The sequence below is a fragment of the Streptomyces sp. NPDC029152 genome, from assembly GCF_055564355.1.
Genome location: NZ_JBVHWR010000034.1, coordinates 21,453 through 33,514 on the forward strand (window position 1 = coordinate 21,453; position 12,062 = coordinate 33,514).

General features: G+C 74.6%; 9 protein-coding genes. 4 read left to right on the plus strand and 5 right to left on the minus strand.

Translation table 11 applies throughout. The annotated features are described in order from the left end of the window. Positions 1-224: 224 nt before the first annotated feature. The gene (locus ACZ4V6_RS35020) at positions 225-977 is read left to right on the plus strand and encodes a hypothetical protein (RefSeq protein ID WP_467835095.1); all 753 of its coding nucleotides are present in this window, start codon (positions 225-227) and stop codon (positions 975-977) included. A 163-nt stretch (positions 978-1,140) separates the two neighbouring features. Here the strand turns inward: ACZ4V6_RS35020 and ACZ4V6_RS35025 are convergent, their stop codons facing one another. Next, positions 1,141-1,713 (minus strand): hypothetical protein, encoded by a 573-nt coding sequence (locus tag ACZ4V6_RS35025; protein WP_467835097.1) that lies wholly within the window; start codon positions 1,711-1,713, stop codon positions 1,141-1,143. A gap of 258 nt (positions 1,714-1,971) precedes the next feature. Here ACZ4V6_RS35025 and ACZ4V6_RS35030 point away from each other — a divergent pair, with 258 nt between their 5' ends. Together ACZ4V6_RS35030 and ACZ4V6_RS35035 are read left to right on the plus strand one after the other, a co-directional pair. Next, positions 1,972-2,247 carry a hypothetical protein gene (locus ACZ4V6_RS35030; protein ID WP_467835099.1) on the plus strand — a complete coding sequence of 92 codons (276 nt, stop codon included), beginning with the start codon at positions 1,972-1,974 and terminating at the stop codon, positions 2,245-2,247. A gap of 128 nt (positions 2,248-2,375) precedes the next feature. Further along, entirely contained in the window at positions 2,376-2,549 is a 174-nt protein-coding gene (locus ACZ4V6_RS35035) for a hypothetical protein (RefSeq protein WP_467835101.1), read from the plus strand. Positions 2,550-2,656: 107 nt separating this feature from the next. Here the strand turns inward: ACZ4V6_RS35035 and mobF are convergent, their stop codons facing one another. Continuing rightward, positions 2,657-7,348, minus strand: coding sequence for a MobF family relaxase (gene mobF / locus ACZ4V6_RS35040; RefSeq protein WP_467835103.1), 4,692 nt, complete (start codon positions 7,346-7,348; stop codon positions 2,657-2,659). Positions 7,349-7,840: 492 nt separating this feature from the next. Between mobF and ACZ4V6_RS35045 the strand changes: the two genes are divergently transcribed. Beyond that, positions 7,841-8,614 carry a hypothetical protein gene (locus ACZ4V6_RS35045; RefSeq protein WP_467835106.1) on the plus strand — a complete coding sequence of 258 codons (774 nt, stop codon included), beginning with the start codon at positions 7,841-7,843 and terminating at the stop codon, positions 8,612-8,614. 72 nt (positions 8,615-8,686) lie between these two features. Here ACZ4V6_RS35045 and ACZ4V6_RS35050 read toward each other — a convergent pair whose 3' ends face one another. From ACZ4V6_RS35050 to ACZ4V6_RS35060, 3 genes are all read right to left on the minus strand, one after another. Next, on the minus strand, positions 8,687-9,193 hold the full coding sequence (locus ACZ4V6_RS35050) for a hypothetical protein (protein ID WP_467835108.1): 507 nt from the start codon (positions 9,191-9,193) through the stop codon (positions 8,687-8,689). Positions 9,194-9,395: 202 nt separating this feature from the next. Beyond that, on the minus strand, positions 9,396-9,893 hold the full coding sequence (locus tag ACZ4V6_RS35055; RefSeq protein ID WP_467835110.1) for a hypothetical protein: 498 nt from the start codon (positions 9,891-9,893) through the stop codon (positions 9,396-9,398). A 397-nt stretch (positions 9,894-10,290) separates the two neighbouring features. Beyond that, positions 10,291-10,902: a hypothetical protein gene (locus ACZ4V6_RS35060; protein WP_467835111.1), complete on the minus strand. Its 612-nt coding sequence runs from the start codon at positions 10,900-10,902 to the stop codon at positions 10,291-10,293. Positions 10,903-12,062: the final 1,160 nt, after the last annotated feature.

A 12,062-nucleotide genomic window follows, 5' to 3' on the forward strand; every position in this document is an offset into this window, starting at 1 on the left:
TGGACGGCGGCAATCTGCAGCCTGCCCGCACCCGGGGCGGGGGCCGCCGCGGCGAGCAGCGATGTCCCGCCCGGCGGGACGGTGGGGGGTGCCGTTCAGCTGCAGCGTCCCGTAAGGCGGGACGAGGCGCATCCACAGCCGCTGCTGCCCTGCCTCCGGTTCGTCCGATACACGGCGTGAGGCGCTTCACGCGGCCTCTTGGCAGGGGTTGTCATACTTTCCGGATGGAGATACCGGCCGTGGAGGCTGCGCGGCGTTGGCTGGCCGATCAGGGCGTCAGGCAGGTGCGCGAGGGGTGGGTGAGCGGCGAGGAGCCGAACGTGTTGCTCACAGCCAACGAGGTGGCGCACTCCTGGACCGGCGAGGTGTTCACCGAAGACCTGGATGCGGCCGCGCAGCTGCGGTTGGCGTTCGGGCTGCTGGACCTCCTCGACGACTACTGGGTCACCTGCGAGATCCGGTTCGCGCACGCGAGCGCGGCAGGCCCGCTCCTGGCCGGCGTGCTGTGGGACGGCTACCGCCGGCGGCTGGAGGCGGACAGGGACGTCGAGGCGGTCATCTGCTCACTGTGGGTGGACTGGTTCCAGGACCGCACCACGTCCGCGACGGCCTTCGCCGAGGTCCTCGGCAACGACATCGACCGCGTGGTCGCCGAGCGATCAAAAGCCCTGCTCCGCCGGGCCCGCCGGGTTCTGGAGTGCTCGGGCCCGGTGCCGTGGCCGGTGAAGGAGCGCACGTACCGCACCGCCGGACGACTGCCCGCCCTGCACACGGCTCTTTTCCGTGCTCTGCGGGCGAGCTTCCACGACGTCTACGGTGACCTGGAACCGGCATCCGCACTCACTCTCCTTGAGCGCCTGGATCTCCCCGCTGACACCCCACACCGGGCCGAACTGCGCCACGTCCTCGCTGCGGGGCACCACAACCACTACCGCAGCCCTCACGCCTGGGACGAGGCGATCCGCGCCTGCTCGTGAACCGGCAAGAGCTATGGCGACCGGCAGAAGAACCGCGCCCTGTCATCGGTGCCGTACCGCACCGGGCAGGCGCAGGAGAACGGTTGGAACACCCCGGCCGTCTCCTTCAGCGCCGGCAGTCGAGGCGAGGCAGCTACTCAGTCGCTCGCGCGGGTCTCGCCTCTCAGCGTCCCTGCCCGGACCTACGGGGCCGGGAGCGCTGGGTGCTGCGCCGGGAGCGCCGCACGGGCGCGGGTTCGCCGGCGCCGGGGGCGGTGGGTGAGGAGAAGCCGCCCGCGACGACCGGCCGTACGGGAGCAGGTGCCTGCGCGGTGGGGCGGTCGGGGGCGCGGCGGGGGCGTTCGGCGCGGGCCAGGACGGTGGCGTTGGGGATGAGCGGGGCGCAGGTCTCGCAGACCTCCTCGACGCTCCAGACGCGGCGCATGACGGGGTCGTGGCGCAGGATGAGCAGGACGGCGCCGGCGCAGTGGGTCTTGGTGTCGGGGTGGGCGCCGCAGTGCTGGGTGCCGCAGTGGCAGAAGGCGTGGGGGCGGACGGTGGCCGCCTTGGCGTGGGCGGCGGCGTGCCGGGCGGCGAACGCCCGCAGGCCGGCGAGGTCCTCGGAGCGGGCCGGCATCCGGCACGCTTCGGTGCTGCAGGTGACCGAGGCGGCAGTTCGGCCGTGGCCGACGATGCGGACGGTCCAGGACCGCCCGGGGACGCGCTCGGTGGAAGGTTCGGTGTGCACGGTCGTCACGGCCGCATGCTCCAGGAGTGATCGGTGATGTGTGGCTCCACTATGTGCTACCCGCTGTGGCGTTGGGCAGCAGATTTCGGCGCGGGGCTTCGTGGATTCCAGGTGGTGCGTCGCCATCCTGCTGCGGTGTCCCGGCAGACGGCCGGTGTCGCAGGCCGGGCTCTGTGCTGTCCACAAACTCGCGGAGGGTCCTGTGGGTGATGTCCGTGGTGTGTGGTGGGATGGCGAACCTTGCCGTGGATCTGCTGGGAGGCCAACGTGACGTCTTACCCGTCCCTGACTCGCGCCTTGGGCGAGGCGCTGGTGGATGTCCTGTGGTTCATCGAGGGCAGCGAGGACGAGCAGATGGACCCCGACGACGCGGTCAAGGTGCTGGAGGGCGTCGCCCACCGGGTCACCTCGCTGTCCGATGCTCAGCGGCAGGAGCTGGTGGAGCTGGTCGGGGAGATGGCGGCCGCCGAGACCGACCCGGCGCGCCGCGCCTTCCTGGAACAGTTCCCGGAAGGGTTCGGACTTGTTGACGGTGCGTCCTGAGCACGGTCACGTGGCGTTGACCAAGCCTGCTTCGTCAGGTCGAACATGCTGGTCGAAGGCGTGCCACGGCAGACGGTAAGACGGATGTCGGCGGGCCGCACGGCGGCCTGGCGGTGACGGTCATTGCCGTGGTCGTTGCCGGCTGTTTCTCGGGGCCTCGCTGGGCCCTGATCATCACGGGATGCTTCGCGGTGTGGTTCGTCCCCCTGCCGGCCCTCACCCGCAACGCCGAGGAAGGCAGGAAGGCACTACGCCGGGCGTACGTCCTCACCTTCGGCTGGGGCGACTACGTCTCCCCCTGACCGACACCGCGGCGCCGGCGGCCTCAGCTGCCGTTGGTGGACAGCCGGGCTGTCCTTCAGCCACTCGCCGCAGCGGCTTGGCGTGGCTACGGACGAAAATCCGGGGCTCAGCGATGCGGCGGACGGCGGCCGGACTGGCTGCGCTCGGACGTGGACTGCCGGCGCAGCGGTGAGGTGGGCGGCAGCAGCGCGGCGCGTTGGGCGGCGGTGCGGGCCCGCATCTGTTCGAGGCGGCGGGTGATGCGGGCGTGGGTGTAGAGGTCGATGGCGTCGGTGAGGTGGTCCCATTCCTCGCCGTCCAGACCCGCGGGGCGCGGGCCAAGGACGTCGGGGCCGGCGCGGTGGTGGCGGCGCCGGTAGCCGCCGATGGCGGTCAGCAGCCGGGTGTAGGTGCGCTGCTCGTCCTCGTCGTCTTCGCCGGGGGCGGTGATCTCCTCCATCCAGGCTTCGGGCAGGGACTCGCCGGCGAGCACGGCCGCCAGTGCACGCCGCGCGAGGCGGGCGTCCAGCGCGCCGTAGGACTGCGGGGTGATGCCGAGGGGGGCGCGCAGGGCCGGGTGGTCGGGCAGCGGGCCGCCGGGCGGGGGCGTGTCGAGGTGGCTGAGGGCCGCTTCGATCATGACGGAGGCGGGGGCGTCGGGCGGCGGCAGGTGCACCGGGCGGCGGCGTCCGGTCAGGGCGCGCACTCGGGCGTCCAGGTCGTCCCAGGCCGCCGCGTCGTCCGGGTCGGCGGGGCGCGGGCCCACTCCGGGCACTGCGGTGATGGCGTGGCGGGTGCGCCATAGTTCCACGAGGGCTGCGGTGGTGGCCCAGGCGTGGCGGCGGCGGGGGGCGCTGGTGGGTGGCGGGGTGCCGAGCGGGCGGGCCCAGGCGGGCAGGGCGGCGGCCAGGGTGTGGCCGCGGTCGGCGAGCGAGCGGGCCAGGATGCGGTGGCGCTCGGCGAGGTGGCCGGCCCAGTGCTTGGGGGTGTCTGGGTGGGTCAGGGCGTGGGAGTCGGCGACCCAGTCGGGGATGGTCCCGCGGTGGTGGGGGCGGTGCGGGGGGTGGTCGGGCAGGCGGTCGCGGAAGCGGAGCTCGGCGTAGATCTTGTCGCAGACGGTGTCGGCGCGGGCCAGCGCGGCGCGCGCGGAGTGTCGGCGATCGGACGTGGAGGTGCGCCGTGTCTGGAGAGTGCGGCGCATCGCGGCCAGTGAGGTGGCGCCGGGGGCAGCGTTGCTGGTGGCCCGCTCGCGCTGGAAGTCCTCGCGTGCGACGTCGCGCCAGTTCAGGGCGCGGCGCAGCTGGGACTCGCGGGTGAGGTCGGCGATCAGGTGCCGGGCAGTGTCGGAGAGCGGGGTTTGGTTCGTCTGGGCGCGGCGGATCTGGGTGCGCACCAGGGCTAGTTGGGCGGCGAGCTCGCGGCGGGTCAGCTCGCCCATGGGGCGCTGGTCCCAGGCGGGATGGGTGTGGCCGGCGCGGGTGGTGACTTCGCTGGGCAGGTGGGTGAAGGCGGCGTCGGCCGCCACAAGTGCCTGGCGGGCGGTGGCCCGGTGGGAGGCGGCGAGCTGGGTGAGGGTGTGCAGTTGGGTCAGGGTGAGGGCGGCCAGCGGCCGGGAGCGGCCGTCCTTCTGGGCTTCGGCGGCGTCCTTGAGGCGTTCGCGCAGCCGCCAGGTCAGCACCGCTGAGGGGTCGTCCGCATCCCCGAAGCCGCGCCGGGGCACGGTGTTGGCGAGCAGGCGGGGCAGGTCGAATCCGGCGCGCTCGGCGTCGTGCAGGGCGCGGATGAGGGCCCCATAGGCGTCGGCGGCCATGAACGTCGCGGCCCGGCCGGGGCCGAGGGTGTGCTCGAGCAGGCCGGTCAGCCGGGCGGTGGTGGCGCGCTCGGCGACGTCGGCGAACTCCGTGGACAGCTGCCCGGGCGCGGCGATCTCGCGTTGCAGGGCAGCGATCGACTCGGTCGCCGACAGCTGGGCGCGGCGCCTGGCGGCGATGGAGAAGAGGACGTCGTCGAGGCGGTCGCCGTCCTCGAGTGCGACGTAGAGGCGGTTGGTGCGCGCGCCGCGGGTCAGCTGGACGTAGACACCTTCGCGGTTGGAACGGACCGAGGCGATCGCGTGCGAGGTGTCCACGGTCATGCCCTGGGAGCGGTGGATGGTGGAGGCGTAGCCGAGCTCGCACTGGGCGGACAGGTAGTCGGCGGGCAGGCGGATGCGGCCGCGGTGCCGGGTGTGGCGGACCACCACGTCCCCGCCGGGCAGGATCTGCTGAACGGTCCAGGTGTCGCCGTTCTTCACGAAGTCCCGCCCGCCGCGCACGGTCATGCGGCGGCGGTTGAGGCGGGTGACGATGACGTCGCCGACGTGCGCGCGCTGCCCGCCGCGCAGCGCGGCGGCCTGGCTGGTGTCGACGGTGCCGGCGGCGATGTGATGGGCCTGGGCGCGCACGTTGAGCGCGGTCACCGTCGCGGTGTCGGCGGCCGTCATCAGCGAGATGAGCCCCTTGCCGAGGTCCTTGGCCCAGGCGGCGAACACCATGTCGCACATCGCCTCGTAGGTTCCGGCGACGATCCGGCCCTTGTTCCGGTACCAGTCGAAGACCGCCCGGGGCTCCTCGCCGTCGCGCAGGATCAGGGAGGCGTCGGCCTCTCCGGGCACGCGGAAGCGGTGCAGTTGGTCGAGTTCGATGGCGCCGCCGGCCCGGGAGATGAGGCGGAGGGCTCCCCCGGCCTCGACGGCGGCGAGCTGGTGCGGGTCGCCGAGCAGGCGCACCACCGCCCCGGCGGCCGCCGCATCGGCGAGGATCCGATCGAGCAGGAGGGTACCGGCCATGCCCGCCTCGTCGACCAGGACGACGTCGCCGGGGCGCAGCTGGAAGTCCTTCTCCACGGTCTTGCCGTCGGCGGCGCGGGCGCGCTGGTGGAGCCAGGAGTGCAGGGTGTGGGCGCGCCGGTCGAGGTCGCTGCCGAGGACTTTCGCCGCCCTCGAGGACGGTGCGAGCGGGATGAGGCGTCCGCCGGCCGCGTCCACGGCCCGGGCCACCAGCTTCATCGCCGTGGTCTTTCCGGCGCCCGCCGGGCCGAGGCCGGCCAGCAGCAGCCGCTCGGAGCACACGAAGGAGGAGGCCAGTGCGCGCTGTCCGGCGTCCATCGGGCCGCGGTGCAGGGCGGCGACGCGGGCGAAGGTGCCCCGCCCCACCGGCGGGATCACGCTGGTGCGGGCGGCGGCCAGCAGCCGGTTCTCGGCGGCGAGCAGGGTGTGGGTGGTGTAGGTCTGCGAGCCGATCGGCCGGTAGATGCTGGTGCCGTCCGCGCGTTGCAGGTCGGGGTGCGGCGGGTTGATCTCGGGCGGGGTGATGTCCAGGCAGTCGCCGTGGGCGAGGACCTTCTCGGTGATCTGCTCGGCCGCCTGCGGCGCGGCGGTGGCCCCGCCCAGGGTCCGCATCAGGTAGCGGCGCGCCTCGGCCAGCACGTGACGGCGGCGGAACGTCGTACGCCGCTCACACACCGCCGCCAGGACGTCCTCGGCCGCCGCGGCAAGGTCGAACGCGGCCGGGGCGGGCCGTTCCCCTGCTGCGGCGCGGGCGGTGGCGAGCAGGTTGTCGACGACCGTGCGGTCGGTGGCCGCGATCGCCCGGCGCCGCCAGTCGGCGAGCAGGTCGTCCAGGGAGCGGGCCTGCCGCTTGGGCGGGCGGGTCTTCACGGTGGCCTGCCACTGCAGCCGGGTGCGGGCCGGCCGTGCGGGCTGGCGGCCGTGGCGGCGCCGGTAGGCGTCGAAGAGGGACTCGGCCATGGTGCGCACCGCGGTCGAGCGCTGCGCGAACGCGGCCCGCAGCCGGCCGTCGATGCCGACGATTTGCATCACCGGCCGCTGGCCGGGGGTGACCTCAACCTCCTCGGTAGCCAGCCCCAGTCTGCCGCAGATCAACTCGAGGGAACGCTGGTTGAACAGTTCGCTGGCGGCGACGACGTCGCGCAGCAGGAGCCGGGAGTCCAGGTTGCGCCAGCGTCCGTCGGGGCCTTTCACGCGCGGGGAGATGACCGCGTGCTCGTGCAGCATCGGATCGCCCGCGCGGGATTCGTAGTGCAGGTAGACGGTGGCCAGCAGCCCGGGTTCGGCCCGCTGCTGGGCCGCGCCGCCCGGCCCGGTGCGCACCGCGAGCGCATGGCGCTCGATCCAGGCCAGGGCCTCGGTGCGGGCCTGGGCCAGGACCTCAAGGACGATGCGGCGCACCTGGGGGCCGCCGAGGGCGAACAGCAGCGAGAGTTCCTCGTTGGAGAAGGTCAGGTCGTAACCGGTCACGGCGCGGCGCTGTGGGCCGCTGCGGGCGGCCAGGTACCGGCCGAGCTCGGCGCCGTCCGCGGGGGTGCGGTGGTACTCGGCCTCGAAGGCGCGCGCCGCACACCGCATCCGCACGTCTCGCGTCTCGGCCTTGGTCGGCGGGCGGCACAGCTGCTCGCTGACGTGCTCCAGGACCTGCTCGATCTCCCGGTCCAGCGGGGAGGATTCGGCGAGTTGCGGCAGGGCCGGCCCGAGCTTGGCGGCCTTCATGGCCTGCTTGCGTGAGGCCCCGGCGGCCAGTTCGCGGGCGGCGATCTCCTCGGCGTCGGGGTGCATGCCGAGCCCGAACAGGGCCCGCATCTGCGTGTCGGTGACGATCCCGGACAGCCCCAGAGCACGGGCTCCCTGCCCGTGCCACACCCCGGGCGGCACCCCGGGCACGCTGGAGGACACCGTCAGCTCGGCGCCCGGGGCGCCGTCGCCGCGGGCGATGCCCAGCCGGTAGTAGCGCTCCCGCCCCGCGGTGAACGCGTTCGCTGTCATCCCCACGACGCCAGAAGATCACCACGTGCCGGGCCGGTGCGGGCGAAGACCGGCCCGGGGGCCCGAGCCTCCCAGGCCCCGAGAAACGACCTTGGAACGCGTCCCGCCGGAAGGGAGAACGGCCCTCGAGCACGGGCAGGCGTCAAAAGTGCCAGAGGTGTACGGGGACCGGCCCGCCACCGGCCGGCGACCACACACCCACGCCCTCACCGACGCCGGCCACCGACCCGGCACCCCTGGCCTTCACACACCACCGGCACCCACCGCCACCCCGGCTTCCGGCACCACCCTCACATGGGCCGCCCCTGCTCGGGGTTCTCTCCCCCGCTGCTCTGGCGTCGTCCCGTGAGTGGGACCGGGCGCGGCGACGGGCGTGCTACGGCCTGGGACGCGGGCGTCTTGGCCGCCCTGGCGGGGGTGGGAGCGGCTGAGACTGACCGGGCGCGGCCTGCCGCTGGGGCGGGGCGCGGGGATGGCCGGGAGGTGGCTGTGGTGGCGTCGAGCCGGACCAAGAGCAAGGGGAATACCAGCGGGATGCTGGCGCGCCGGAAGGCGGCGCTGGAACGTGCCGCGGCGCGGGTGGCCGAGCAGCGGCGGGCGGCGAAGGAGGCGGAGGCGGAGCGGTGGCGCAAGGAGGCGGCCTTCGACGAGCTGGTGGCCGACTTCGAGCTGGCGGTTCAGGACGAGGCGGCGGCGGCCGCCGAGGTGGAGGAGGAGGTCGCGCGGGTGCGGGAGCGCGGCCGGTTGCGGATCGACGCGGCGAGGGTGGCGGCGGCGCGGGTCGTGCTGGCGATGGGTGAGGCCGGGGAGACGGTGTCCGGGTGCGGGCTGCGGCTGGGGGTGGGGGTGGAGCGGGTCAAGGAGCTGCGGCGGCTGGGGCGCGAGCGCCTTGTAGTGGAGGGCGCGGCGCCGGTGAAGGGGAAGCCGGGCGGCCCGGAGAAGGCGGTGGCCGTGGAGAAGGCGGTGGCCGTGGAGAAGAGGGCGGCGGCGCAGCAGGGGGCGGCGGGCGGGCCGGGCGGGGAGCAGCGGCTCGATGCTGGGCGCGGTTGGGGGCAGGCGGGTGCGGTGTCGCGCGGGGCGGGTGCGGCGCCGGTCACCGCTACCCCGGTGGCGGCTCCGCTGGCGCCGCCTGGGTCCGCTCCGGCCCGGTCCGCTCCTCCGGCCGCTGCTCCGGGTGCTCCCTCGGCCGGTGAGCCGGCGGGGCCTTCGGGGACGTCGGACGGTGAGGGCGGGGCACGGCCGGGGTGGCCGGAGTCGTCTCGGTGACGGTGGGGCGGCTGGAGGTACGGAGAGGCCCCGGCTGCCGCGCGGGGCGGCGTGCCGGGGCCGGGGTGGGGATCAGCACTGTGGGTTGGACCAGGGTGCGGCGGGCCGCTGGGGGGCGGTGGCCTGGGGGGCGGGCGTCTGCTGCTGGGCCGGGTAGGCGGCGGGCGTCTGGGCCGGGTAGGCGGCGGGCGTCTGGGCCGGGTAGGCGGCGGGCGTCTGGGCCGGGTAGGCGGCGGGCGCGGCGGCCTGCTGGGGCCAGACGGCCGGTGAGGTGGCCTGGGGGGCTGCGGCCTGGGTTGGGGGGACGTGGCCGGTGAAGCGTCCGGGGTCGGTGTTCTTGAGGTAGACGGTGACGGTGGCCTGGTCGGCGACGATGATGCGTTCGTGGATGCCGGGCGGGGTGAGGATCCACCAGATGGTGTCGTCGCGGCGCTGGGTGCGGCGGATGAGCGGCGGGGGGAGGGTGACCTCCTCGGTGATGTGGGTGTCCGGGTTGGTCTCGGGGACCGTGATGTGGTCGACGGTGCTGAAGAGACCGGCGAACTGGGCGAGTTCGTTGATGGTGGTCTCGTGCTTCACGGTGCTCCCCCCTTTCTGGTTGTGGCCTGGGTCTGCGGGTTCGCTTGGACGGTAGGCGGCCTGGGGGTCGTGCGGGGCGGGTGTGGTGCGTGGGAGCCGGGGGGCGGGATGCGGGTTGGGGTGGCGGGGGCGTGGGGCGGGAAGCATGGGAGCGGCCCCGTGCCGGACGGGTGTCCGGGCACGGGGCCGCGAAGGGCTACGGCTACCTGGTGGTCATGGTGAGGGCCATGCCTTCGTCGTCGTGGGTGATGTGGAGCAGGAAGCGGGTGGCGTGGTCGGGGGCTTCGCGCAGCAGCTCGATGAGCGTGGGGCCGTCGTCGAGCGGCTGGGTCAGGTCGAGGGTTTCGTGGAGGTCGTCGCCGCCGAGGACGGTGGAGGGGTCGGTGCCCGGTCCCCAGCCGTGGGCGTAGACGATGTGGTGCCAGTTGCCGTCGGCGTCGCGGGTGTGGGGGGTGTTGTCGATGCCGTTGCTCATGAGGAAGGTGCCGTCGCCCTTGATCCACCACAGGCGGGGGCGGGCGTCGGTCTCGCCGGGGCCGAGGGCGTGCTTGCGGGCGGCGACGGCGAGTTCGGCGATAAAGCGGACCTTGTCGAGGGGGAAGGCGAGCGTGCAGTCCTGCCGGGCGGGGGGCTGGTGGTCCTCGCCGAGGACATCGCGCAGCAGGGCGTCGAAGTCCCCGGGGGCGGTGGGTTCGGTCATGTCGGGTCCCTGGCATCGGTCGGTGCGGGTGGGGTGCGCGGGGCCGCCGGCGGCCCGGAGGGCCGGGGCGGGCGCGGCGGGCCGGGGCGGGCGCGGCGGGCCGGGGCGGGCGCGGCGGGCCGGGGCGGGCGCGGCGGGTCCGACGGTGGGGTGGTAGGGGGTTAGCGCGGCAAGGCCCGGCCCCCTGGTGCGGGGGCCGGGGGCGGGGTTGGCGGGGTCAGTCGTCTTCGGGTTGGGGGGTTTCGGTGCGGGCGGTGCGGGGGCGGCTCTGGCCCGGCGCGAGGGGGATGGGCGGGGGGTGCTGGCTGGGCGCCGTGGGCTGTGGCGGGGGTGGGGGTGTGCGGGTGGCCCCGCGCCGGGAGGGGTGTCCGGGCGCGGGGCCGTGGGGGTTGTTCGGTTATTCGATGATGTAGGTCAGGTCCATGTACGTGTCGTCGAAGGTGGTCTTCAGCAGGAAGCGGGTGGCGCCGCGGGCGGCGGCTTCGCGGAGCGTGTCGAGCAGGGTGGTGCCGTCCTTGAAGACGGGGGTGGTCAGGTCGATGGATTCGCGGAAGTCGTCTCCGCCGAGGACGGAGCGGGCGTCGGTGCCCGGTCCCCAGCCGTCGGCGTAGACGTTGCGGGGCGGGCGGCCGGTTGTGTCGCGGACGGCGGCGGGGGTGCGGCCGTTGCTCGTGAGGAAGGTGCCGTCGTCCTTGATCCACCACAGGCGGGGTGCGGGGGTGGTCTCGTTGTGGCCGAGCCTGTGCTCGGTGGCGTTGGCCGCGTGTTCGGCGGCGGCGAGGACCTGGTCGAGGGGGAAGACGAGGGTGCACTTCCTCGTGCCGTGGGCGGTGTGGGCCATGAGCGTGTCGTCGGGGCTGGTGCCGGGGTGCTCCCCGGCCGGTTCGGTGGGCTCGTAGGGCAGGCAGTGCGGCAGGCAGTGCTGGTTGGGGTCGGCGTTGCATCCCTCGCAGGCGCGGGCGGTGGCCTGGTCGAGCCGGGCAGGGGTGCTGGGGGCGGGGTCGGTCATGTCGGTCCCTGAGGTGAGTGGGAAAGGGGCGGGTGCGCGGGGCCGGGGCCTGCGGCGGGAGCCGGAGGGCGGGCCTTGCGCTGGGATTGACGGTGAGGGGGCTGGGGGTTAGCGGGGCAAGTTTGTGGCGCGGGGGGCCGGGGGCGTATCGCCGCGGTGGGTGCAGCGGGACGCGGCGGGCGCGGGTGGGCGCTGGGGGGGTGGCGTGTGCTGGGTGTGCGGGCGGTCCCGCACCTGGAGGTGCGGGACCGGCCGGGGGGGGGGCAGCTGTCGTTCTCGGCGAGGATCATGCAGACGGTGGGGATGCCGTGCAGGAGGAACCGCTCGGTGTCGGGGGCGGGGCGGTCGACCTTGTTGGTGTTGTCGACGCGGTGGTCCTGGCGCAGGGCGCGGGTGCTGCTTTCGTCGAGGAGGACGTCGAGGCGGTTCTTGCTGCGGCTTCGGCCCGGCAGGGCCTGGGTGATGCCGGTGAGGTTGGTCAGGCAGACGGGTGTGATGCGGACCAGCCGGATACGGCGGCCGGGGGTGATGCTCGTCGCCGGTGTCTCGGGGGCGGGGGTGAAGGGGATGTCTTCGACGGTGACGGTCGCGGTGCTGTTCGTGGCCATGACGGGGTGCCTTTCGTGACGGTCCGGCCCCGGCTGCTGGTGGGGCCGGTTGGTGGGGTCACGGTGCGCGGAGCAGGGGTTAGCGGGGCAAGGGCCTGCTGGACCGGCATGGCGGGGGCGGGGTGCGGCCGGCGTTGCGGGGGCGTCGGGGCCCGGGGCGGCCTGCTGGGGAGGGTGCGGCGCGGGAAAAGGGGCGTGAAGGCACGCGTGGCGGGGGCGCCCGGGGGGGCTGTGTGCGGGTGCGGCCGGGGTCTCGCCGCGGGGCCGGGCGGCGGGAGGGGTGGGGCCCGGGGGGGCTGGGTGGTCGGGGCGCCGGAGGATCACGCGGTGGGGGGCGTGGGGGGGGCGGTGGGGGCAGCTCGTAACGGCTGGCGGGTATGCGCGGGGCCACAGCCCCTGCCCCCGCGGCGCGGCGCGGGGGCGGGGGCGGGGGCGGGGGTTGTGGTGTGGGCGGGGTTAGGGCCTGTTGTGAAAGTGCTGGTCATAGCCATTCATTGATGGCTGCGACCAGCACTGTCGCTTCGTAGCGGACGGCGAGTTTGTCGTACCGAG